We start from the raw sequence: 23,020 nt of genomic DNA on the forward strand, positions 1-23,020 counted from the left end.
TCGCCCGGAACCAAGGAGTCCAGCGTGACCATTTCCCATTCATGTTGATAAGCAGTCGGGGTCTTAAGCATGAACGTATTATGAACAAGCCTGCTGTTTTATGGGAGGGTTTGTCAGCAGTCTGAGGACGCCTACTGGCGTCCTTTCCTTAACCTTTAACAAGCAAACAATCCGATCTCAAATCCTACAAAGTCGCATCACCCTTGCTCTTGCGCTTGAAGATCTTCCACAAGGCCCCAGCCACAACAGGCACTGCCGCTGCCGCAATACCAATCAGCACAATGGTGTTCAAATGCGCCTTGATGAAAGGCACATTACCAAAGAAGTAGCCCAGGGTAATCAAGCTGCAAATCCACAGCACCGCGCCGGTAATGTTATACATCTGAAAGCGCATGGCATTCATATGGCCCACCCCGGCCACAAAAGGCGCGAAGGTGCGAAACAGAGGCAAAAAGCGGGAAATGACGATGGTCTTGCCACCATGCTTTTCATAAAAAGCATGGGTTTTGACCAGCGCACGACGATCCAGGAATCGGGATTCCTGGGTAAAGACTTTCGGACCTATATACCGCCCCACGTGATAGTTCACGGTATTACCCAGCACGGCTGCCACGATCAGCAGGCCACCCAGCATGACCGGGTCCAGCATGCCCGAAGCGCCAAAGGCTCCAGCAATAAACAACAGGGAATCGCCCGGCAGGAAGGGCAAAACCACAAGCCCGGTCTCGCCAAATATAATCAAGAACAGAACAAGATAAATCCAGGCTCCATACTGCTCGACCCACACACCCAGGTACTGGTCAATATGAAGGATCATGCTGAGTAAATCGGGCATAGTTCCACACCAAAATAACAATCCAGCCAGTCCGATACTGGCCAGACCGACACCATAGAGCAAGCGGTTAAAATAAGCCGCTACCGTTTGAAACCCGTTGAACGTGTAATGTTCAACCCTGAATACACACAAGGCCAGCCGCCCTATGTCATCAAGACGCCGTATTATCCCACTCCCGGACTTGCTTGTAAGCCAAATTGCGGCCGGTGAAGTTATCGAGCGCCCGGCATCTGTCCTGAAGGAATTGCTGGAAAACGCCATTGATGCCGGAGCCAGTGCCATCGAGATTCGTCTGGACGGCGGCGGCATACGCCGCATCTCTGTCAGCGACGATGGCCACGGCATCACCCAGGAAGAATTGCCCCTGGCGCTGCTGCAACATGCCACCAGCAAGATTCGCTCGCTGGAAGAACTGGAGTCCGTGGCCTCCATGGGCTTTCGGGGTGAAGCCCTGCCCTCAATTGCCTCGGTAGCCCGCCTGACGATCAACTCGCGCACCCAGGACGACCCACACGCCTGGGAGTACTCGCTGGGCCAAGCTGAACCCCAGCCCGCCTCCGGGCAGATTGGCACGCATGTGGATGTACGTCAGCTATTTGACGAAATCCCTGCCCGTCGCAAGTTCCTGCGTACGGAAGGCACGGAGTACGGCCATTGCGTGACCGCGCTGGAGCGCATTGCCCTGGCACAGCCGCAGATCGCTTTCCGACTGTTTCACAATGACAAGCCCCAACGCCACTGGCGCAGCGGCACACTGGAGCAACGCCTGCTGGATATTTTGGGCAAAGAGTTTATTGAGCAAAGCCTGCCTGTCGCCCAGGAACAAGGCCTGATCAGCTTGCGTGGTCTGGTGATTCACCCCGCCCATGCTCGCCCCAGTGCAGACAAACAGTTCCTGTTCGTGAATGGCCGTTTTGTGCGTGATCGTACTGTGTCACATGCTATACGCAGTGCTTATGCCGATGTACTGCATGGAGATCGCCAGCCTGCCTATGCCTTGTTTCTGGACATTGCCCCATCGACGCTGGATGTGAACGTACACCCCGCCAAGCATGAAGTCCGCTTCCGTGACAGCGGCGCCGTGTACCGCTTTGTGCTGCAGTCTGTCGGACAAACCCTGGCGCAAGGCAGCATGGCCGGCGAAACGCCTGTTGCCGCCATGCCTTTACCTGAAGGCGCTACCCAGCCTCCCATAAGTGGCACGCCCTATCCTTCGTCGGCTCCAGGCGCGCCAAGCGCTTCCTATACCAGCAGCGAGCCCGCCATGCCATATAGCCATCCGGCTCGCCAAGGCTGGCAATCCAGTTTCAGCCTGCGCGAGCCATCTGGCGGCGGCAGTGCCGACTGGAAAAGCATGTATCGCCCGATTGAGCCTGCTCCCAGCAACACCCCAGTCACCAGCTATCAAAGCGAGGCAGACAGCACGACGGACGAATTTCCTTTGGGTATGGCCCTGGGGCAGTTGCACGGCATCTATATTCTGTCCGAAACCCGTCAGGGCATGATTCTGGTGGACATGCACGCCGCACATGAACGCGTGGTCTACGAACAATTGAAGCAGGCTCTGGATGGCCGCGAACTGCCTCGTCAGGATCTGCTGGTGCCGGTCGTATTCAGTTGCTCGGAAAGTGATATCGCCTTGCTGGATGAGCATCAGGAAACCCTGGCCGATCTGGGCCTGAGCATGAACCCGGCAGGCCCCACCACCATGGCCGTGCGTGCCGTCCCCGCCCTCCTGGCCCAAGGCGACATCGAATCGCTGGCCCGTGCCGTACTGCGCGATCTGGCTCAGGTAGGCTCGTCACGCCACCTGGATGAGCAACGCAACGAACTGCTCTCCACCATGGCCTGCCACGGCGCCGTACGCGCCAATCGTCGCCTGAGCATCCCCGAGATGAACGCTCTGCTTCGCAAGATGGAACAAACTGACCGGGCCGACCTGTGTAATCACGGTCGCCCCACCTGGTTCCAATGGAAGCTCAGCGAGCTGGACAAACTTTTTATGCGTGGACAATGAACGATTTACCCATTCTGTGCCTGGCTGGCCCGACGGCCAGTGGCAAAAGCGCAAGCACGCATATCCTGGCGCAACACTGGCCGATTGAAGTGATTGTGATGGACTCGGCCACGATTTACCGTGACATGGACATTGGCACCGCCAAACCCAGCGCCGAAGAACAAGCCGCTATCCCCCACCACTTGCTGGATATACGCGACCCGGTAGAGAGTTACTCAGCCGCAGAGTTCGCCACCGACGCAACCCGTCTTATTCAAGAAATCCGGGCGCGCGGGCATTACCCTGTGCTATGTGGCGGCACCATGCTGTATTACAAAGCCTTGCGCGAAGGCTTGAACGATTTACCGCAGGCAGACCCTGCCATTCGCCAGCAACTGGATGAGCGTGCCCAGGAAATTGGCTGGCCCGGCATGCACGAGGAACTGACCCGCATCGACCCGGTGACGGCTGCCCGACTGGCTCCCCGCGACAGCCAGCGCATTCAACGTGCGCTGGAGATTTTCCATATCAGCGGCAAGACCATGAGCGACTGGCTCAAGGACAAAGCCCAGCCGCAAGAAGAGAGCCACCAATACGTCACCATGAGCCTGGAGCCAGAAGATAGATCCTGGCTGCATAAGCGCATTGCGGCTCGCTATCACGACATGATCGCGCAAGGGCTGCTGCAGGAAGTGGAGAAGCTGTACCAGCGCCCTGATTTGCATCCCGGTCTGCCCTCCATTCGCTGTGTGGGCTATCGGCAACTGTGGTCGTATCTGGACGGCGAAGTCAGCCTGGACGTGGCGATCGAACAGGCGATTGCCGCGACTCGCCAGCTAGCCAAACGTCAATTGACCTGGCTACGCTCCGAACCCGAGCGTCTGCAATTCAACTGCCAGAGCCCGCAAGCCGCCGAGCAGATTGTGCAAGCGGCACGCCAGATCTGGCCAGCCTGATACACCAGGCTCGCTCGTAGGAACGGCCCCTTGACGGCCGGATAGTATCCGACTGCCAAGGGGCCGTTCAAAGAGACCGTTTTTTTACCCGAAACGCCTCTTATACCGAAGCGCCGCTCAGCTTGGGCAAAACTTTGGTGCGCATGGCCAGGTATTGGAACGCGCCACCCAACAAGGCACCAATCAGCCAGCCGTAACCCGCCATATTCGCCAGCGCAGGCACCCAGACGGTCGCTACCGAGAACACCGCCGCCAGGAAGAAAGCGGCCATTGCACGCTTGTTCCAGCCGTTCTGGAAGTAGTAGGTACCGCTTTCTGCCAGGCTGAACAGATCCGACACCACGACACGCTGTTTGCGGATCAAGTAGAAGTCCACAATCATGATGCCGTACAAGGGAGCCAGCAAGGCGCCCAAGGTATCCACAAAACCCGTAATGCCGATAGCGCTGATCAAGGGCAGCCACAAGGCACCGATAAAGAAAGCAATTACGGCTGTCAGAATGCCGCCCATCTTGGCAGAGATCAGCTCGGGCTTGAGGTTGGCCAAATCAAAGGCCGGTGGAATGAAGTTCGCCACCAGGTTGATACCCACGGTTGCGGCAAAGAAGGTCAAAGCCGCGATCACCGTTAAAGCCAAACTATCGACGCGATCCACAATATCGGTAGGGTTGGTCAAGGTTTCGCCAAACAACACAGCTGTACCGGCGGTAATGAACAAGGCCAGGAAGGAGAATACGGCCAGGCTGACAGGCAAGCCCATGAAGTTACCGATACGCATGCTGCGCTCGTCTTTCACAAAGCGCGAGAAGTCGCCGTAGTTGATCACAACGGCAGCAAAGTACGCCACCATAGTGCCCACCACCGCACCAAAGGCCATCAAGGGTCCGCCTTCGTAAGAGCCTTTACCAGCAAAGATCTCGCCCACTTTGTCGAGCAAACCACCGCCAGCCTTGTACCAGATCACGGCCAGCAAGGCGAACATCACCAGATACACCAACGGGCCCGCCCAGTTCAGGAAGCGCGTAATCCACTTCATGCCCATCAGGAAAATACCCAGCTGCAGGATGCAAACCACCACGTAAGACACCCAGCCCACCCAATCCAGCCCCAGGAACAAGGCTCCGCCGGGGTGATCCAGCAAGGCATTGAACAACAGCGCCAAGGCCGTGGAGGCAAAGTAGGTCTGCACGCCATACCAGAAGATAGCCACAATCCCGCGCACCAGAGCAGGAAACTTGGCGCCCTTCACCCCCATGCTGATACGGGCAATCACAGGATAGGGAACGCCATACAGCACGCTGGGTTTACCGCTCAGATTCACCAGCCCCATCACAATAAAACCGGCCAGCAAGATGCCGGCAAACACGGCCCAACCATTCAAACCATAAGAAATGAACAAGGTGGCGGCCAAGGTGTAGCCAAACAGACTTTGAATATCGTTAGACCAGACGTTGAAAATCTCGAACCAGCCCCACAAGCGTTTTTGTCGTGGCAAAGGCGCCAAGTCTTCGTTGTGCAAAGCAGGATGCGGGTCTTTCAAAGATAAATCGCTGTGCTCCATTTTCTTCCCCCTAAGAAATTGCTTCTAACATTTCAGCTGAAATTTCTATGTGCTTGCCGCTACTGTAGGAGCCTTGCTGATCGGGGAATATTATGGAATGTACGAGTAATACCTAAATTCGGATTAGCTCGAAAAACGACATAATCAAATCCATATAATATTTATTTGAAAATCAAATACATCAGATTCGATGCGGTAATACAGGGCAATTCAAAGCAGGATGCAGGAATAAAAAAAGCCAGCTCGATGAGCTGGCTTTTTTACTGACGGAAAGATCAGAGGTTTTTAGACCACTTCGGTCTGTGCCTGACCTTCCTGACGCTCCAGGATTTCGCCCAATTGGTAGACGGTTTCGCCTTGCTCGGACAAAGTGGCGCTGATGGCGTCTGCCTTGTCAGCAGGAACAATGATGATCATGCCGATACCGCAGTTGAACACACGGTACATTTCTTCGTCGGCCACGTTACCGTTGCTTTGCAACCACTGGAACAAGGCAGGCATGGTCCAGGAATCGCGCTTCAGACGGGCAGTCAGGTGCTTTTGCAGAATGCGTGGCACGTTTTCCAGCAAGCCGCCGCCGGTGATGTGAGCCAGGCCCTTGATGTCCGCACCGTGAGCAGCCAAAGCAGCCAGCACGGATTTCACGTAGATGCGGGTGGGTTCCATGACCACGTCAGCCAAAGGACGGCCATCAAGCTCGTCGGTAGGCTTGGCGTTGGCGTGCTTGAGAATCTTGCGAATCAGGGAGTAACCGTTGGAGTGGGCACCGCTGGAAGCCAGACCCAGAACCACGTCACCAGGAACAATGGACTTGCCATCGATAATGCGCGATTTTTCTACCGCTCCCACTGCAAAACCGGCCAGGTCGTACTCGCCTTCGGGGTACATGCCGGGCATCTCTGCCGTTTCACCACCGATCAGGGCACAAGCGGACAGTTCACAACCCTTGGCAATGCCGCCAACTACTTGAGCAGCCGTGTCGACCGACAGCTTGCCGCAGGCAAAGTAATCCAGAAAGTACAAGGGTTCTGCGCCCTGGACTAGAATGTCGTTGACACTCATGGCCACCAGGTCTATACCCACAGTGTCGTGGCGCTGCCAGTCAAATGCCAGGCGTAGTTTGGTACCAACACCGTCGGTGCCAGACACCAGAACGGGCTCTTTAAGGTGGGTAGGCACTTCAAACAAAGCGCCAAAGCCTCCGATTCCAGCCATGACGCCTGCACGCATGGTTTTGGCAGCCAGTGGTTTAATACGATCGACCAGGGCATCGCCCGCGTCGATATCCACGCCTGCATCGCGGTAGGTCAAGGAAACAGAAGTAGTGTTTTTCATGGGAAAAGCCGTGGGATATGTGAAAATTGCGAGTTGGACGAAATTGTACGACACATGACCGAGCAACTGATTCTGGATATATCTCCAGCACCGCCTGCCTCTTTGGACAACTTTGTTGCCGGAGCGAATCAGGCTGCGTTGCAGGCTCTGCGTCAATGCAGTCCAGGACGCGCGGTTTACCTGTGGGGACCGCCCGGCGCAGGTCGAACACATCTGCTGCGGGCGATGGCCAGTCAAGACGACAGCCGCTATTTTAGTTCAGATACACCCTCCCAGCCCATCTTTGACATCGCTACCGATGACAAAGCCCCTCCCAGCCTCTTGGCCATCGACGATATCGAACGTTTTGACGAGCACGGACAGGCTGCCGTATTTGCACTGTACAATCGCTGGCGCGAGTCGGCCACCCGGCCAGACGCCTTCACGCTGCTGGTCTCCGGCGACCGGGCTCCCAAAACCATGTCCGTGCGCGAGGACTTGCGCACACGCCTGGGCTGGGACCTGGTATTCAGGCTGGAATACCTGTCGGACGCCCACCGGGCCGAAGCCATGCAACAGCGAGCCGCTGCCCGCGGTCTGCAGCTGCAAGCGGAAGTGCTCAGCTGGATACTGACTCACTACGATCGCGATATGAACCGCTTGAGCGCACTGATCGATGCGCTGGACAATTATTCACTGGTAAAGAAACGCCCCATCACTTTACCCCTGCTCAAAGAACTTCTGGCCAACAGCCAGACCCAATCTTCTAGTTGAGTCATGACTGCTTCTTCTTTTATTGCCCTGTTTGATCTGGACCACACTCTGCTTCCTTTAGATAGCGATTACCAGTGGGCTGACTTCCTGGCCCGTACCGGCCGCGTCGGTGACCCCGCTGAAGCCATTCGTCTGAATGAAGACCTGATGGAACGCTATAACCAGGGATTGCTGACGGCCGAGGAATCGGCCGAATTCATGTTGGGCCTGCTCACCAATGCCAGCCAGGAAGAGTTGCTGGCCTGGCAGGACGAATTCATGCAGGCCGTGATCCTGCCCTCGATCAGCCCCGCTGCACGCGAACTGTTGGCCCAGCATCAGGACCAGGGCCATCTGGTGGCAATCGTGACCGCTACCAACGAATTTGTGACACGCCCCATTGCTGCGGCATTGGGCGTAGACCACCTGATCGCCACCACCCCCGAGATGAAAGACGGCCGCTACACCGGCAGGATCAGCGGCGTGCCCAGCTTTCAGGCTGGCAAGATCACCCGTGTAGAACAGTGGCTGCAAACCATGGGCAAAACTTTGGCCGACTTCGAGCGCAGCTGGTTTTACAGCGATTCGCCCAACGATCTGCCCCTGATGGAAGTGGTGACCGACCCCGTGGCAACCAACCCCAGCGACAAGCTGCGTGCCGTGGCCACCGAACGCAATTGGGTCGTCATCGATTTGTTCGCTGACATGATGGACAGCAAATCGTAAAATCAGACGCATGCTCAAGCGAACAATAAAAACATTTGTCGACCGGCTGCTCAAACCAGCCAAAAGCGCGCGTCCCAAAGGGCCGCGCCGCTACACACGAGAAGAACATGGCATAGACCGACGTCTGGTCTCGCGTCATGCCATCAAAGTGTGCGAGGTCCTGAACCACGAAGGCTATCAAGCCTATGTCGTGGGCGGCGCGGTGCGCGATTTGCTGGTGGGCCTGGAGCCCAAGGACTTTGACGTGGCAACCAACGCCACACCCGAGCAAATCCGCCCCCTGTTCCGTCGTGCCCGCATCATTGGCCGTCGCTTCCGCCTGGTTCACGTGGTGTTTGGCCAGGAAATCATCGAAACCTCGACCTTCCGGGCCGATGATAGCGGCAAGCAAACGGACGAACATGGCCGCATCCTGCGCGACAACGAGTACGGCACCATCGAAGACGATGCCGCACGCCGCGACTTCACACTGAACGCGCTGTACTACGACCCCCTGACTGAAACCGTCATCGACTACCACAACGGGGTAGCCGATCTGAAAGACCGTCAGGTACGCATTATTGGTGATGCGGAAACCCGCTATCGCGAAGACCCGGTGCGCATGCTGCGTGCCGTGCGCTTTGCCTCCAAGCTGGATGCCACCATCGAACCGGCAACGGATGCGCCCATTCGTTCCTTGTCGCGTCTGATCGAGAACGTCCCCGAGTCCCGTCTGGCTGACGAAACACTCAAGCTGCTGAACTGCGGCCATGCCATGGATTGCATCCAGCGCCTGCAGGCGCTGGGTCTGCACAGCAAGCTCTTGCCTATGGTCGAGCCGGTTCAACGCCTGCCCGGTGGCTCTGAATTTCTGGACATGGCCTTGGCCCGCACCGACACCCGCGTTCGTGCTGGCAAATCGGTCAGCCCCAGCTTTATCTATGCCTGCCTGCTCTGGAAGCTGGTCAAGCAAGAATGGGAACGACGCAGTGCCCAGGACATGCATCCCCAGCAAGCCTTGCTGGAAGCCGCCGACCTGATCCTGGAAAAACAAAGCCGCATCATGCCGATTCAAAAGCGCTTCCAGTCGGATATGCGCGAAATCTGGTTCATGCAGCCCCGTTTTGAGCGCATCGCCAATCGCGCTATCTGGCGCATGACGGAACAACCTCGTTTCCGTGCCGCTGTGGATTTTTTACAACTACGCGCCGAAGCCAAAGAGGTGGATAGCGTGCAGGCGCAGTGGTGGATGGATCTGGCCGATGCCGGTGACGAAGAACGCAGCAATATGATTGCCGTGCGCAAACCTGCTGGCACCGCCGCTACCGGCTCGCGCAGCGGCCAGCGCCGTACCCGCCGCCGTCGCTCCAACGCCAAGCGCAGCAACGCAACGGGTGGAAGCGAATCGTGATTCCAGGCAGCACCACCGTTTTCGTCGCCATGGGCGCGAATCTGGGCGAAGCACGACAAACTCTGGACACTGCAGCGGCTGAACTGGCCGCTACTGCTGGCATCCAGGATCTGACGCTGGCCCATTTCTACAGCACGGCTCCCGTCGATTCCAGTGGCCCGGATTACGTCAATACAGTCGTTCGCTTCACCTGCACCCTGGCTCCCGAGACCTTGCTGGACCGTCTGCAACACATCGAGCAAGAGCACGGCCGCACGCGCCTGTACCGTAATGCACCCCGTACTCTGGATCTGGACTTGCTGCTTTACGGGCAAGAGCAGATCAACACGGAGCGGCTGATCGTCCCCCACCCCCGCATGCATGAACGTGCTTTTGTGCTGGTACCGCTGGCTGATCTGGCTCCTGAACTTGAACTGGCTCAAGGCCACATCAGGGAGTTACTGGTCAACGTGCAAGATCAGGAAATCAAGCGGCTGAGTTGATACCCGCGGCCAGGCCCTCGTCCGTAGCGGAGCCTGTCGCCAGCCGCCATCCCATTTGCAAGACCTGGGTAATACTGCTGACAATTTCCTCGCGGCGGGTCGCAGAGTCCACACGCAGCGCATACGAAGGATGCCAAGCTGCAATTACCCACGTCTGCCCTAAAAGAAACGGCTTGGCCAAATACTGAGCAAGCGGCACTTGGGTTCCCAGCAAAGCAGATAAGGCCGTCACCCCAAGGGTAACGATGACAGCAGGTTCAAGGCGCGCCAGTTCTTCCTGCAACCAGTGCCCACATGCCTGCACTTCGGCTTGAGAGGGGCTGACATGCAAACGCTGCTTGCCTCGCCCTTTCCATTTGAAATGCTTGACGGCATTGCTCAGATACAGCGCATTGCGTTCAATACCGGCACGCTGCAAAGCCTGATCCAGAACCCGCCCTGCAGGACCGACAAAGACACGCCCTGCCAAATCCTCGTAATCACCGGGTTGCTCGCCCAGCAACATCATGCGCGCTGTTGCCGGGCCTTCTCCCGGCACTGCTTGCGTAGCGTGCTCCCATAGGCCGCAGCGACGACAGGCTTCCAGTACAGACGGTTCACTGCGGTGAGGCTGTGCGCTGTGGGCCTCCACCGCGACTGACTTGCCCGGCATCCGGGCTACCGCACTAAACTGCCCCACTCGCCGGGCGCCATTACGGGCCTCGCTAATCATGGCGGGAATCAAGCTGGCTTCGGGCAGGCCTTTCCAGAATCGCACTGGCATGCTCTGCTGCAAAGCGGTTTCATTCAGCCGCGCGGGATTGAAAATGCTTTGGTAATAGCGCAACCACAAGGCCTCCACCTGATCATCGGCCGGGCCAGCCCGTAACGCCTCTATATTGTCGGGGGCATCCTGCAGCTGCAGATTCCGACCATCCCACAGTGCAAGCCCTTGCGGCGTCGCGATACACCACGACGTGCCCCCCATGCGTTTGGAGAAATAGTCTGCAATCCACTCCAGCACATCGTGCTCGGGTTCAAACCAGGCCCAGTACTCGGGCTGCATGCCCTTGCCACAATGGCGGAACCGTACATAAGCCATCATGTCGTGTTTTTCCTTACGCACCGCTTTGGCCATCTCGTACAAACGGGCACCATCTTCGTCTGCTACAGACTCCACACTGCGATCACCCTGATGCCAGCGCCACAGGACACGGTAAAGTAAAGCCCAACGCGCCGGCGCACGACACAGGGCCGCATCCTGCAGCAAGGCAGCCAGCCCTTTGGAAATACGCACAGACACACTGGAAACGGGCTGCTGCGCCTGGGGCTCTTGCAAGGAAACAGGAGAGGGAAGCGGCGCATGGGACGCTTCATACTCCAACCCGATTTGCTGCCCTTGCCGCCCTAAATCCGGGCTTGCTTCTGCCCAACAAAGCTCCTCCGGCGACCAGCCCTCGGCCAAAGCGCGTAATGCCTGCTCGCGCCAGGCCAGATAACCGCCGTTCACCATCAGAGTCATCATGACTGTTGGCTCCTGCTGCCAGAAAGAAGCAAGGTCGTCACACAAGGAGGATTCATAGCAAGCTCAGTTGCTGCGGATTGCTCGAGAGCATGCGTCGCAGCTTGTCTGACGCGGCTTCAGCAAGGCCGGGACGGTAATCCTGGACCACTACAAACGGCTGCAATGTCTTGATGGAACACCGCAAGCGAATCAAGTCCTGATATCGGATCGCCCGCATCTGACGAAGCTCGACCAGGCGCTTGGCATTGCGTATGCCTATACCCGGAACACGCGCAATCAGACGCTCGGGCGCCCGATTCAGATCTACCGGAAAAACCGCTCGATTGGACAAGGCCCAAGACAGCTTGGGATCAATATCCAAGGGTAAATCGCCCTTATCCTGAAACAGCTCCTCGGCCCGGAAACCGTAGCTACGCAGCAGGAAATCGGCCTGATACAGACGATGCTCCCGCAAGAGCGGCGGCGGCTGGGCTGGCAGCGCCGACGAACTGTCCGGGATGGGGCTGAATGCCGAGTAATACACCCGCTTGAGCTTGTAGGCTCCGTACAAGGTCTGCGCCGTTTGCAAGATATTGCGGTCATCCGCTGCATCCGCACCGACAATCATTTGTGTACTTTGCCCGGCAGGCACTTTAGGCCGCTTCTCCTCCTGAGCCTGTTCCTGGGACAGACGAATGACGCCCATGGCGCGCTTGATCGTATGCCCACTTTTCTCGGGCGCAAGACGGCTCAGGCCAGCGTCTGTGGGAAGCTCGATGTTGACGCTGAGGCGGTCTGCATAAAGACCAGCCAACGTAATCAGCTGGGGATCTGCATCAGGAATGGTTTTAAGGTGGATATAGCCGCGAAAATGGTGATCTTCGCGCAAGGAGCGCGCCACCTCGACCAGGCTCTCCATGGTGTAGTCCGAACTTCGTATGATGCCCGAGCTCAGAAACAGACCATCTATATAGTTACGCCGATAAAAATCCAGCGTCAGATCAACCACTTCGGCAGGCCGAAAACGCGCGCGTGGCACGTTGCTGGAGCGCCGGTTCACGCAATACAGGCAGTCATACTGACAAAAATTGGTCAGCAGTATTTTGAGCAGCGAAACGCAGCGCCCGTCAGGCGTGAAGCTATGACAGATGCCCGCCCCCGTACTGGCCCCAAGACCCGTACGCCCACGGGAATCCCGTTTGGGCGCGGCACTGCTGGCGCAAGAGGCATCGTACTTTGCCGCGTCGGCCAGAATTTCGAGTTTGCGCGATAGCTCCATGGTCGAAATACTGTATATAAAAACAGCATTATACAGTTTTCGCTCAAGGCGTCACTTATCCAGAAAACGTTCAAAGAGGGCAAGCGGCCTGGCCTGTCCGGCAAAGGACAAGCCAGGCAAACCAGCTCAAGCTAAAGGATCACGCGTCCAAAAGCTTGATCAAGGCCTCTTGATGATTGGATCGAGCCTCCAGCAACTGCCGCCCTTCTTCGGTCAACATGGCTATCAGGGGAGCGGGGAAAGGGGAAGGAGTCTGCGTCGTTTGCGGGATGGCTTGGACTAATCCCAGCGACTGTAATTGTTCAAAAACTGCTTGTTTCTTGTGCCAGGGGGTTTGGCGTAAGCGCACGAGCTCAAGAGTGTTCCAGATTGTGGGGTTGAGCTGCGGAATAGTGATGGAGCGCTGAAGTTGCGTCATACAAGGCCCTTAATTAAGACCACCCATACCGACGTTGTGTGCCCATAAGGGAGGTCAGCCAGAAAGCATCCCTATACCGTACAACATAACGATGTACAGAATATTTCAAGGAGTTCTGACAGACATCGTCGCAGCGCTCCTCCAAGACTCCAATAAGCAATAACCCGCGCTTGCGCCCTGGCAAACCCGGAAAAATCAGTCCGGGCCCGTTTTTTCTGCTCATTTTTTTTGATGCAAAATTGTTCCGAAAAGCAGCAAAAACACAACAAACGATCCGGCTCCAATCAACCCCAGATTCGCGCTTAAACCGTAGGCATCCACAGTCTGCCCGCCCAGCCAGGAGCCAAGCGCTATGCCGATATTGAACACAGCCACGTACAACGCCGTAGCCACCTCAACAGCATTGGCAGCGGCCTTCATCATCCAGCTCATCAGCCCTACCGACACCCCGCCATACGCCAGGCCCCAAAGCAGCAAAATCGCACCTCCACTCAGCGGTGATCTACCCACTGTCAAGAAAAGCAAAGCAGTGATGCTTAGACCCAACGCTATCGCCATCAAGCTGGCTTCAGTGCGTTTGGCCGCCGACATCCCGATCAGGAAATTGCCCACAATCCCGGCCACTCCATAAGCAAACAACAAGGCTCCTATCCATTGAGCACCTATGCCGGAAACAGACAGCAAAAGAGGACGCACAAAGGTAAATGCGCTGAAATGCCCCGCGACCAGAATCAGGGTCAAGAGCAAACCAAACCATAACTGCCGATTGCCAAACTGCTCGGCGAACTGACGCCATGTGGTCGAGCGCGACACGGACAGGGGCGGAATCACGGCCAGATGGAAGATCAACACCAAAGCGCTCAGCAGCGCCATGCCGCCAAACGCCCAGCGCCATCCAGCCAGTTCACCCATCAATGCGCCCAATGGCACGCCCAACACAGAAGCGGCGGCAACCCCACCGAAGATGATCGAGGTTGCCAAACCTACAGACTGAGCCGGAACCAGACGGGATGCCAAGCCACCTGCAATGGCCCAGATGCCTCCCATACAAAAACCAACCAGAACACGGGCGGCCAGCATCCAGGCGATGCTGGGGGCCAGGGCGGACGCTATATTGGCCATCACCAGCAAGGCCTGCAAACCACACAGAATGCGTCGTCTGTCCACGCCACCAGAGGCCAGCACCACCAGAGGCGCAAACAGGGCCGCCAACAAGGCAGGCAAGGAAATCAGCAAAGCAGCCGTCCCCGTGGAGGTCTGCAAACTGTCTGCAATAGGAGTCAGTAAACCTACGGGCAGCATTTCCGTCGTGACCACAGAAAAAGTGGCTAGGCCAACGGCGATAACGGCCAGCCAGGACTGCCGCTTGCTGGGCTGCCCGGTCATGGATAGAGAAGAGGTATTCATCGCTACATGCTCAAAGAAAGAAGTCTAGACAGCGCAGGAGCGGGCTACTACGGGTGCGCGCAAACTTTGATAGCTGCACAAGGCAAGCAAGACGATCAGGGCAGCGGCATAGAGCGCAGCCACAAAGCCGGAGCTGGCTCCGCCCTGATCCACCATCCGCCCCGAAACGGCAGCCCCCATAGCCACACCAATATTCAGACCAGCCAGCAGCCAGGTCATGCCCTCGGTTAATTGCTGCTCCGGCACCACACGCTCGACCAGCGACATGGCCACAATCATAGTGGGGGCGAAAAACAGACCAGCCAGCAAAACCGCCCCTGCCAGCTGTGCCACGCTGGCCACCAGCAATAAAGGCAAGGTCGTAGCGGCGGTAGCCAAACCGCCCAACAGCAGCAGGCGATGCAAAGGGATGTTCAGCTTCAAACCACCAAACACCAGACCTGCTGCGCAAGAACCCAGGGCGTAAGCCGACAGCACCAGGCTGGCCGCCCCCGGCTGCCCCATTTGCTGGGCAAAGGCCACGCTGACAATATCCACGGTGCCCACGATCACGCCCATGGCGACCATCAGCAATGCCAGCAAACGCACACTATTCAGACGCAGGACCGAAGGGCGGCTGCCCTGCTCCTGCGCTTGGATCGGCGGCTCAGTCCCCTTTTGCAACAACAGAGCCGACACACCGGCAATCAGCAGTAGCGCGGCAGCCAGCACACCGGCTTGTGGAAACACCAGGACCGCCAAACCCACCGACAAAGGCGGCCCGGCAATAAAGGTGACTTCATCCAGCACGGTTTCCAGCGAATACGCTGTTTGCAAGCGATCCTGCCCACGATAAATCGCCGTCCAGCGAGCACGCACCATGGCCGACATGCTAGGCATGAAACCGGCCAGCACCGCGCCTGCAAACAAGGTCCAGTCAGGCGCCTGCCACCATGTCGCCCCAAACAAGAGCAACAAGCCCAGAACACTAATGGCTGTTGCTAGCGGCAGAACACGGCTTTGCCCACGCCGGTCCACCCAACGGGACACTTGTGGCGATAGCAGCGCATAGCTCAATACAAAGGAGGCGGACACCGCCCCCGCCAAGGCATAGCTGCCCCGCAGTTGCGACAGCATGGTGATGATTCCTATCCCTATCATGGGCAGCGGAATCCGGGCCAGCAGCCCGGCCAGGGCGAATCCCCGTGTGCCAGGCGCGGCAAAAAGTTCTCGATAAGGCTGAGCCATTACATTCTCCGTGAGCGCCCGCTTGCCACGACACGGTGATGCGTCGACAATACATACAGGGCGTATGTTTAAAATGATATATACATACTCCGTGCATGTAAATATACATTCAGTTCGTATGTAAGGAGAAACTATGGCACGCCGTACCCGCGCCGAGATGGAAGAAACCCGCGCCACCCTGCTCGCCACCGCTCGCACGTTCTTTGCGGAACGTGGCTATGCCGACACATCCATGGACGAGTTGACGGCGCAAGCGGGCCTGACACGTGGTGCGCTCTACCATCATTTCGGTGACAAAAAGGGTTTGCTGGCGGCGGTGGTCGACCAGATCGATGCAGAAATGGACGAGCGCCTGCAGGCTATTTCCAACAATGCCGAGGACGCATGGGACGGGTTTGTACGCCGCTGCCATGCCTATCTGGAAATGGCGCTGGAACCGGAAATGCAGCGCATTGTCTTGTGTGATGCCAAGGCCGTGCTGGGGGGCGCATCACCCGAATCGCATCAGTATTGCGTGGGTTCCATGGAAGGCTTGATTCAGGCACTGATGGATCAAGGTCGGATTGAACAGGCAGATCCCCACGCCCTGGCTTCCCTGATTTACGGCAGTCTGGCCGAAGCCGCCTTCTGGATTGCGCAGGGAGAGGATGGGGATGCCCGCTTGGTAAAAGGGCTGGCTGCACTGGATTTATTACTGCGCGGCTTGCTGATCAAGTCCTGAACGGGCGATGCTGAAAAAGCCAGTGTCCAGGCAAAGAGCGGGCCTGAGATCATCTGCTTCTAGCGGCAGGCAGATCAACAGATCGAATTCTTGTTTACGCGACCTCTTGAGCCGCCAGAAATATACGGTCCTGGCATCTGTGGCGGTAATGATCCTCTCCTAAAACCAGAACATTCAGGCAGCCAAGCAAAGCTCATACAAACGACAGACATAAAAAAACCCGCATTGAATGTTGTGCTGACGCTGCTATTACAAGCAGACCAGAAACACTCAGGCGGGTTTTCTATCTATAGCGCCGGGAAGCCCAAGCTTCCCGTTTGACGTCTTACACAGCGACCAAAGAGATCTCTGCGATACGCTTGCGCCACTCGGCAGGGCCAGTGTTGTGCACGGACACGCCTTGCGAGTCCACAGCCACGGTCACGGGCATGTCCTGAACTTCGAACTCGTAAATGGCTTCCATACCCAGGTCCTCGAAAGCCACCACTTTCGCATTGCGAATGGCCTTGGAAACCAGGTACGCGGAACCGCCCACAGCCATCAGGTAAGCCGATTTGTGAGCACGAATCGCTTCAATCGCGGTTGGGCCACGCTCGGCCTTGCCGATCATGGAGATCAGGCCAGTTTTGGCCAGCATCATCTCGGTGAACTTGTCCATGCGAGTGGCGGTGGTCGGGCCTGCTGGACCAACGGCCTCGTCGCGCACAGGATCAACCGGGCCCACGTAGTAAATCACGCGGTTGGTGAAGTCCACAGGCAGGGACTCGCCTTTTTCCAGCATGTCCTGAATACGCTTGTGAGCGGCGTCACGGCCAGTCAACATCTTGCCCGACAGCAGCAAGGTCTGACCTGGCGTCCAGGAAGCCACTTCTTCAGGAGTCAGCTCGTCCAGGTTCACCTGGCGGGACTTGTTGTAGTCCGGCGCCCAGTGAATGTCAGGCCAGGCCGACAGCGGCGGAGGTGCCAGCTCGGCGGGGCCGTTGCCGTCCAGCGAGAAATGTACGTGACGGGTTGCCGCACAGTTGGGAATCATGGCCACAGGCTTGGAAGCGGCATGAGTCGGGAAGGTATTGATCTTCACGTCCAGCACGGTCGTCAAACCGCCCAGCCCTTGAGCGCCAATACCCAGAGCATTGACCTTCTCATATAGTTCGATACGCAGCTCTTCCAGCTTGCTTTGCGGGCCGCGTTGCAGCAGCTCGTACATATCGATATCTTCCATCAGGGCTTCCTTGGCCATCAGCATGGCTTTTTCAGCCGTACCGCCCACGCCAATACCCAGCATGCCCGGAGGACACCAGCCAGCGCCCATCGTAGGAACGGTTTTGAGCACCCAATCCACCAGAGAATCGCTGGGGTTGAGCATCACGAACTTGCTCTTGTTTTCCGAACCACCGCCCTTGGCGGCCACTTGAATGTGAACCTGATCCCCAGCGACCAGTTCCACATTCACAATACAGGGTGTGTTATCGCGCGTGTTTTTACGGGTGAACAAGGGATCATTCAGGATCGAGGCGCGCAGTGGATTATCCGGATTCAGATAACCGCGACGCACCCCCTCGTCACAGAGCTCCTGCAAGGAGCGCTTGGAATCAAAGCGCACACCCATACCCACTTTCAGGAATACGTTCACCACCCCGGTGTCCTGACAGATGGGGCGATGGCCCTCGGCACACATGCGCGAGTTGGTCAGGATCTGAGCGATGGCATCTTTGGCCGCCGGGTTCTGTTCGCGCTCATAAGCGCGGGCCAGATGTTCCAGATAGTCGGTGGGATGGTAGTAACTGATGAACTGCACCGCATCAGCGATGGACTGAATCAGATCGTCTTCTTTGATCGTGGTCATGGTGGCGTCTATATAAAAAACGGGATGAACAAGGGGAAACTATTTGCCCTGCCAGACAGGTTCGCGCTTCTCGGCAAAAGCCGTCGCGCCTTCCTTGGCGTCTGCAGAGGTAAAAATGCCGGCGATACGGGGGCGCTGCAGATCGAACAGATCCGACTGACGCCAGTCGCGCGACTGGGAAATAATGCTCTTGGCGGTTTGCACGGCCAAAGGACCGTTGGCGGCGATCTGCTCGGCCAGTGCCAGCGCCTGCTCGGTAGTTTTGCCGGGTTCGGCCAGACGGCTGACCAGACCCAGTTCGGCCATGCGGGCTGCAGGGTACATACCACCGGTCAGCACCATTTCCATGGCCATGTGGTAAGGAATACGGCTAGGCAAGCGCACCATGCCGCCCGATCCGGGGACAATGCCGCGTTTCACTTCAGGCAGGCCAAAGTTGGCGCTGTCGGCCGCAACAATCAGGTCGCAGGACAGGGCAATTTCAAAACCACCGGCCAGGCAGTAGCCTTCCACGGCGGCAATCAATGGCTTGGCAGGCGGGCGCTCGCAAATACCAGCGAAACCGCGGTCGCCTACATAGGGGCGCTGGCCAGTCTTGGCAAAGGCTTTCAAATCCATACCGGCGCAGAAGGTATTGTTGGCCCCTGTCAGCACGCCTACGGCAATGCTGGGGTCGGCATCGAACTCATCCAGAGCCTGGGCCAGCGCCTGCGCGGTTTCCAGGTTGATGGCATTGCGTGCCTCGGGACGGTTCAAAGTAATCAACAACACCTTGCCGATACGTTCAAGCGTGACAAGTTCACTCATGGACCTAGCCTCCTTTAGACTGCCGCCCGAGATTCTGTTTCAAGATCAGGTCAGCAAATAAGCAGTATTTGGACAAACGCATATGATACGTCTAAAAACAACTTGCCCGCCCGGTACACAGCGGCCTTGCCCATGGCCCGGACGGCCAAAATAGCCCATTACGGGCGCTTTTCTGCTGCAAGGGCGCAGTTCACGCTAAAATAGAAAAATTTTGCAGATTCTCGCTTTACTGGCCATTGCTCATGCTCACCTTTCAGCAAATCATACTTACGCTCCAGCAATACTGGGACAAGCACGGATGCGCTCTGCTTCAGCCCTACGATATGGAAGTCGGTGCCGGAACCTCTCATACGGCAACCTTTTTGCGGGCCATCGGCCCTGAACCGTGGCGCGCTGCCTATGTGCAGCCTTCGCGCCGCCCCAAAGACGGGCGTTACGGGGACAACCCCAACCGCCTGCAACACTACTACCAGTTTCAGGTCGTGCTCAAGCCCGCACCTGAAAACATTCTGGACTTGTATATCGGCTCGCTGGAAGCCTTGGGCATCAACCCCAAAGCGCACGACATCCGTTTTGTTGAAGACGACTGGGAAAACCCGACACTGGGCGCCTGGGGTCTGGGCTGGGAAGTCTGGCTCAATGGTATGGAAGTCACCCAGTTCACCTACTTCCAGCAAGTAGGCGGTCTGGACTGTACCCCTACCACGGGCGAAATCACCTATGGTCTGGAACGTCTGGCCATGTACTTGCAAGGCGTGGAAAGCGTCTACGATCTGGTCTGGACCGAAGGTCACAACGGCCAGCGTATTTATTACCGCGACGTGTTCCACCAGAACGAAGTGGAGCAATCCACCTACAACTTCGAGCACGCCAGCACCGATGTACTGTTTGCGCATTTCAACGACTACGAAGCCGAAGCCAAACGCATCATTGACGTGCCGCTGGCCCTGCCCGCTTACGAGCAAACGCTGAAAGCTGCCCACACCTTCAATATGCTGGATGCCCGCGGCGCCATCAGTGTGACCGAGCGCGCTGCCTATATTGGCCGTATCCGCAATCTGTCCCGCGCTGTCGCACAGGCTTACTACGACTCCCGCGAACGCCTAGGTTTCCCCATGCTGAGCAACAAATCCTCGGAGGCCAAGTAATGAATGCCTCCACGACACAGCCTTTGCTGATTGAACTGTTCACCGAAGAACTGCCCCCCAAAGCGCTGCAACAGCTGGGGCAAGCCTTTAGCGAAGGTCTGCAAAAAGTATTGGGCGAGCAAGCCCTGCTGGCCCCGAACTGTGAAGTGCGCGCCTATGCTACGCCTCGCCGTCTGGCGGCCTGGTTCAGCGCTGCGTACCAGCAAGCCGAAGACCAGCCTTATACCGAAAAGCTGATGCCCGCCCATATTGGCCTGGATGCCAATGGTGAGATCGCTCCGGCACTAGCCAAGCGCCTGGCTGCCAAAGGCCTGGAGCATCTGAAGGCCAGCGACCTGCTGCGCGAATCCGATGGCAAGCAGGATTACCTGTACGCCAGCGGCATTGCCACTGGCGCCGCCCTGAAAGACGGGCTGCAAGAAGCTCTGGAATGGTCCATTACGCACCTGCCCATCCCTAAAGTGATGCGCTATCAGTTGGCCGATGGTGTCAGCAGCGTGCGCTTTGTACGCCCTGCTCACGGCCTGGTCGCCCTGTGGGGGTCGGACATCGTTCCCGTCAGCGCCCTGGGCCTGCAAGCCGGTCGCCAGACACACGGTCACCGCTTCATGTGCGATGTCCCCTTCGACATCCGTGATGCCGACAGCTGGGCCGCACAAGTTCAGGAGCAAGGCTGGGTGGTTCCTTCCTTCGAAGTTCGTCGCGAGCAGATTCGCACCGACCTGGAAGCTGAAGCCCAACACCTGAACTCCACCTTGGGCAACGATCCCGAAGTGGAAGCCCTGCTGAACGAAGTCACCGCTCTGGTCGAATACCCTACCGTGTACGTGGGCCAGTTTGACGAGCAATTCCTGCAAGTGCCTTCCGAATGTCTGATTCTGACCATGCGTCTGAATCAAAAGTATTTCCCGCTGTTTGACCCCGCCACACAAAAGCTGACCAATCGCTTCCTGATCGTCAGCAATATGAAGGTGGACGATCCCAGCAACATCATCGAAGGTAACGAGCGTGTGGTGCGCCCCCGTCTGGCGGACGCTCAGTTCTTCTTTGAAACCGATCGCAAGCAAACTCTGGCCGAGCGTGTTCCTACGCTGGCCGGCAGCGTGTACCACAACAAGCTGGGTTCGCAGCTGGACCGCATCGAGCGCCTGCAGTCCGTGGCTGGCTACATTGCCAAGCAACTGGGCGCGAATGAAGAGCACGCCCGTCGTGCCGCTTTGCTGGCCAAGGCGGACTTGAACTCCAATATGGTGGGCGAGTTCCCCGAGCTGCAAGGCGTGATGGGCGCTTACTACGCCCAAGGCGATGGCGAGCCCGAGGACATCGTGCTGGCTATTCGCGAGCAATACCGTCACCGTCTGGACCAGCCTGTCACAGAAGCCAGCCTGACCCAAGCCATTCTGTTCCTGGCCGAGCGCGCCGAGGTGCTGGTCGGTATCTGGGGCATTGGTCTGGCTCCTACAGGTGAACGCGACCCTTACGCCCTGCGCCGTGCCGCATTGGGCCTGATCAGCGCCTACGAACAGCTGCAAGCCGGTTCCCAATTGAAGGCCAACAGCCTGAATCTGGATACGCTGCTGAACACCACCGCTTCCTTCTTCAAGGACGGGGTTCTGGCCGATGACACGGTCGATGCGGTTCAGACCTTCATCTACGAGCGCTACCGCAATCAGCTCAGCAACGATTACGAGCGCAGCGTGGTCGATGCCGTGCTGGCCCTGCGTCCACCGCTGGAACAGGTTCACGCCCGCATTCAGGCTTGCGCCTCTTTTGCCCAACGCCCTGAAGCCGAGAGCCTGGCTGCCGCCAACAAGCGCGTCAGCAATCTGCTCAAGAAAGCCGAAGGCGAACTGGCAACACTGGACGACCAACTGCTGGTCGAGCCCGCCGAGCGTGAGCTGGCTACCAAGATTCAGGAATTGCAGCCCGTTGCCCAGGCCCAGTTTGAAGCCGGTGAATTTGATGCTTCCCTGGCCACGCTGGCCCAGGCCCGTGGTGCCGTGGACAACTTCTTCCAGGACGTCATGGTCATGGCCGAAGACCCTGCCATCCGTGCCAATCGCCTGGCCTTGCTGGCCAAGCTGCATGCACTGATGAACCAGGTTGCGGATCTTTCCAGGCTGGCTAACTAGTGAAACTTGCCATCATTGATCGGGACGGTGTCATCAACCATGACAGCGATGCCTTTATCAAAAGCCCACAAGAGTGGGAGGCCATCCCAGGCAGTCTGGAGGCCTTGGCTCGCCTGACCGAAAACGGCTGGAAGGTGGTCATTGCCACCAACCAGTCCGGTCTGGCGCGTGGTTTGTTTTCCATGACCACGCTCAATGCCATCCATGCCAAGATGCGCCGTGAACTGGCCTTGCTGGGTGGCTTTATCGACGCCATCTTTATTTGTCCGCACGGCCCGGATGATGGTTGCACCTGTCGCAAACCGGCCCCTGGCATGTTTCGCGACATTGCGCATCGCTATGAAGTGAACCTGCAAACCGTACCCTCGGTAGGCGACTCCTTGCGCGATCTGCAAGCGGCCAGTGAAGCCGGTTGTGCCCCCTGGCTGGTTCAAACCGGCAAAGGCATGCGTACCCTAGAGAAAGGCGGCTTGCCCGAAGGCACGCGCGTCGAGGCCGATCTGGCCGCTGTTGTCGACAAATGGCTCCACGGAAACTGA

20 protein-coding genes are annotated in these 23,020 nt (G+C 57.5%); 10 read left to right on the forward strand and 10 right to left on the reverse strand.

What is annotated here, in order from left to right:
* Positions 1-184 precede the first annotated feature (184 nt).
* A complete protein-coding gene (locus tag KOE80_RS08510; protein WP_026485215.1) occupies positions 185-835 on the reverse strand; it encodes a VTT domain-containing protein in 651 nt (216 codons plus the stop codon).
* A 145-nt stretch (positions 836-980) separates the two neighbouring features.
* Between KOE80_RS08510 and mutL the strand changes: the two genes are divergently transcribed.
* Positions 981-2,852, forward strand: a complete 1,872-nt coding sequence (gene mutL / locus KOE80_RS08515) for a DNA mismatch repair endonuclease MutL (RefSeq protein ID WP_226348899.1) — start codon at positions 981-983, stop codon at positions 2,850-2,852.
* Entirely contained in the window at positions 2,849-3,787 is a 939-nt protein-coding gene (gene miaA / locus KOE80_RS08520; RefSeq protein ID WP_009461282.1) for a tRNA (adenosine(37)-N6)-dimethylallyltransferase MiaA, read from the forward strand. The genes mutL and miaA overlap by 4 nt, the downstream gene beginning before the upstream one ends.
* A 100-nt stretch (positions 3,788-3,887) precedes the next feature.
* Here the strand turns inward: miaA and KOE80_RS08525 are convergent, their stop codons facing one another.
* Together KOE80_RS08525 and purM are read right to left on the reverse strand one after the other, a co-directional pair.
* Complete coding sequence (locus tag KOE80_RS08525) at positions 3,888-5,348, reverse strand: NCS1 family nucleobase:cation symporter-1 (RefSeq protein WP_226348900.1); 1,461 nt, start codon at positions 5,346-5,348, stop codon at positions 3,888-3,890.
* Positions 5,349-5,633: 285 nt separating this feature from the next.
* A complete protein-coding gene (gene purM / locus KOE80_RS08535) occupies positions 5,634-6,683 on the reverse strand; it encodes a phosphoribosylformylglycinamidine cyclo-ligase (protein ID WP_022983476.1) in 1,050 nt (349 codons plus the stop codon).
* Positions 6,684-6,737: 54 nt separating this feature from the next.
* On the opposite strand from purM, the gene hda reads away from it, so the two are divergent.
* The 4 genes from hda to folK are packed head-to-tail and all read left to right on the forward strand — an operon-like array spanning position 6,738 to position 10,013.
* Entirely contained in the window at positions 6,738-7,436 is a 699-nt protein-coding gene (gene hda, locus KOE80_RS08540; RefSeq protein WP_022983475.1) for a DnaA regulatory inactivator Hda, read from the forward strand.
* 3 nt (positions 7,437-7,439) lie between these two features.
* Positions 7,440-8,141 (forward strand): HAD family hydrolase, encoded by a 702-nt coding sequence (locus KOE80_RS08545; protein WP_226348902.1) that lies wholly within the window; start codon positions 7,440-7,442, stop codon positions 8,139-8,141.
* 10 nt (positions 8,142-8,151) lie between these two features.
* On the forward strand, positions 8,152-9,531 hold the full coding sequence (pcnB, locus tag KOE80_RS08550; RefSeq protein ID WP_009461279.1) for a polynucleotide adenylyltransferase PcnB: 1,380 nt from the start codon (positions 8,152-8,154) through the stop codon (positions 9,529-9,531).
* A 29-nt stretch (positions 9,532-9,560) separates the two neighbouring features.
* On the forward strand, positions 9,561-10,013 hold the full coding sequence (gene folK, locus KOE80_RS08555) for a 2-amino-4-hydroxy-6-hydroxymethyldihydropteridine diphosphokinase (protein ID WP_060185774.1): 453 nt from the start codon (positions 9,561-9,563) through the stop codon (positions 10,011-10,013).
* Here the strand turns inward: folK and KOE80_RS08560 are convergent.
* The 5 genes from KOE80_RS08560 to KOE80_RS08580 form a co-directional block, all read right to left on the reverse strand.
* On the reverse strand, positions 9,997-11,517 hold the full coding sequence (locus KOE80_RS08560; RefSeq protein ID WP_226348903.1) for a UdgX family uracil-DNA binding protein: 1,521 nt from the start codon (positions 11,515-11,517) through the stop codon (positions 9,997-9,999). The genes folK and KOE80_RS08560 overlap by 17 nt on opposite strands.
* A 52-nt stretch (positions 11,518-11,569) precedes the next feature.
* Positions 11,570-12,775, reverse strand: a complete 1,206-nt coding sequence (locus tag KOE80_RS08565; RefSeq protein WP_009461276.1) for a putative DNA modification/repair radical SAM protein — start codon at positions 12,773-12,775, stop codon at positions 11,570-11,572.
* 139 nt (positions 12,776-12,914) lie between these two features.
* Positions 12,915-13,193, reverse strand: a complete 279-nt coding sequence (locus tag KOE80_RS08570) for a hypothetical protein (RefSeq protein ID WP_022983473.1) — start codon at positions 13,191-13,193, stop codon at positions 12,915-12,917.
* Between the two features lie 219 nt (positions 13,194-13,412).
* Positions 13,413-14,600 (reverse strand): MFS transporter, encoded by a 1,188-nt coding sequence (locus tag KOE80_RS08575; protein ID WP_226348904.1) that lies wholly within the window; start codon positions 14,598-14,600, stop codon positions 13,413-13,415.
* A 24-nt stretch (positions 14,601-14,624) separates the two neighbouring features.
* Complete coding sequence (locus tag KOE80_RS08580; protein ID WP_226348905.1) at positions 14,625-15,827, reverse strand: MFS transporter; 1,203 nt, start codon at positions 15,825-15,827, stop codon at positions 14,625-14,627.
* A 133-nt stretch (positions 15,828-15,960) separates the two neighbouring features.
* On the opposite strand from KOE80_RS08580, the gene KOE80_RS08585 reads away from it, so the two are divergent.
* On the forward strand, positions 15,961-16,548 hold the full coding sequence (locus KOE80_RS08585) for a TetR/AcrR family transcriptional regulator (RefSeq protein ID WP_035271028.1): 588 nt from the start codon (positions 15,961-15,963) through the stop codon (positions 16,546-16,548).
* Between the two features lie 325 nt (positions 16,549-16,873).
* Here the strand turns inward: KOE80_RS08585 and KOE80_RS08590 are convergent, their stop codons facing one another.
* Positions 16,874-18,394: a fumarate hydratase gene (locus tag KOE80_RS08590; RefSeq protein ID WP_226348906.1), complete on the reverse strand. Its 1,521-nt coding sequence runs from the start codon at positions 18,392-18,394 to the stop codon at positions 16,874-16,876.
* Positions 18,395-18,433: 39 nt separating this feature from the next.
* On the reverse strand, positions 18,434-19,201 hold the full coding sequence (locus KOE80_RS08595) for a crotonase/enoyl-CoA hydratase family protein (protein ID WP_060185623.1): 768 nt from the start codon (positions 19,199-19,201) through the stop codon (positions 18,434-18,436).
* 242 nt (positions 19,202-19,443) lie between these two features.
* Here KOE80_RS08595 and glyQ point away from each other — a divergent pair, with 242 nt between their 5' ends.
* Genes glyQ through gmhB form a run of 3 tightly spaced genes read left to right on the forward strand, consistent with a single transcriptional unit; the run spans position 19,444 to position 23,020 of the window.
* On the forward strand, positions 19,444-20,349 hold the full coding sequence (gene glyQ, locus KOE80_RS08600) for a glycine--tRNA ligase subunit alpha (protein WP_026485201.1): 906 nt from the start codon (positions 19,444-19,446) through the stop codon (positions 20,347-20,349).
* Positions 20,349-22,481, forward strand: a complete 2,133-nt coding sequence (gene glyS, locus KOE80_RS08605; protein ID WP_226348907.1) for a glycine--tRNA ligase subunit beta — start codon at positions 20,349-20,351, stop codon at positions 22,479-22,481. The genes glyQ and glyS overlap by 1 nt, the downstream gene beginning before the upstream one ends.
* Entirely contained in the window at positions 22,481-23,020 is a 540-nt protein-coding gene (gene gmhB / locus KOE80_RS08610; RefSeq protein ID WP_226348908.1) for a D-glycero-beta-D-manno-heptose 1,7-bisphosphate 7-phosphatase, read from the forward strand. The genes glyS and gmhB overlap by 1 nt, the downstream gene beginning before the upstream one ends.

The organism is Alcaligenes sp. 13f, from assembly GCF_020496585.1.
Classification (GTDB): domain Bacteria; phylum Pseudomonadota; class Gammaproteobacteria; order Burkholderiales; family Burkholderiaceae_B; genus Alcaligenes; species Alcaligenes phenolicus.

Coding starts and splice junctions, on each gene's coding strand:
- KOE80_RS08510 (WP_026485215.1), bottom strand. CDS start 835: ATGCCCGATTTACTCAGCATGATCCTTCATATTGACCAGTACCTGGGT.
- mutL (WP_226348899.1), top strand. CDS start 981: ATGTCATCAAGACGCCGTATTATCCCACTCCCGGACTTGCTTGTAAGC.
- miaA (WP_009461282.1), top strand. CDS start 2,849: ATGAACGATTTACCCATTCTGTGCCTGGCTGGCCCGACGGCCAGTGGC.
- KOE80_RS08525 (WP_226348900.1), bottom strand. CDS start 5,348: ATGGAGCACAGCGATTTATCTTTGAAAGACCCGCATCCTGCTTTGCAC.
- purM (WP_022983476.1), bottom strand. CDS start 6,683: ATGAAAAACACTACTTCTGTTTCCTTGACCTACCGCGATGCAGGCGTG.
- hda (WP_022983475.1), top strand. CDS start 6,738: ATGACCGAGCAACTGATTCTGGATATATCTCCAGCACCGCCTGCCTCT.
- KOE80_RS08545 (WP_226348902.1), top strand. CDS start 7,440: ATGACTGCTTCTTCTTTTATTGCCCTGTTTGATCTGGACCACACTCTG.
- pcnB (WP_009461279.1), top strand. CDS start 8,152: ATGCTCAAGCGAACAATAAAAACATTTGTCGACCGGCTGCTCAAACCA.
- folK (WP_060185774.1), top strand. CDS start 9,561: ATGGGCGCGAATCTGGGCGAAGCACGACAAACTCTGGACACTGCAGCG.
- KOE80_RS08560 (WP_226348903.1), bottom strand. CDS start 11,517: ATGATGACTCTGATGGTGAACGGCGGTTATCTGGCCTGGCGCGAGCAG.
- KOE80_RS08565 (WP_009461276.1), bottom strand. CDS start 12,775: ATGGAGCTATCGCGCAAACTCGAAATTCTGGCCGACGCGGCAAAGTAC.
- KOE80_RS08570 (WP_022983473.1), bottom strand. CDS start 13,193: ATGACGCAACTTCAGCGCTCCATCACTATTCCGCAGCTCAACCCCACA.
- KOE80_RS08575 (WP_226348904.1), bottom strand. CDS start 14,600: ATGAATACCTCTTCTCTATCCATGACCGGGCAGCCCAGCAAGCGGCAG.
- KOE80_RS08580 (WP_226348905.1), bottom strand. CDS start 15,827: ATGGCTCAGCCTTATCGAGAACTTTTTGCCGCGCCTGGCACACGGGGA.
- KOE80_RS08585 (WP_035271028.1), top strand. CDS start 15,961: ATGGCACGCCGTACCCGCGCCGAGATGGAAGAAACCCGCGCCACCCTG.
- KOE80_RS08590 (WP_226348906.1), bottom strand. CDS start 18,394: ATGACCACGATCAAAGAAGACGATCTGATTCAGTCCATCGCTGATGCG.
- KOE80_RS08595 (WP_060185623.1), bottom strand. CDS start 19,201: ATGAGTGAACTTGTCACGCTTGAACGTATCGGCAAGGTGTTGTTGATT.
- glyQ (WP_026485201.1), top strand. CDS start 19,444: ATGCTCACCTTTCAGCAAATCATACTTACGCTCCAGCAATACTGGGAC.
- glyS (WP_226348907.1), top strand. CDS start 20,349: ATGAATGCCTCCACGACACAGCCTTTGCTGATTGAACTGTTCACCGAA.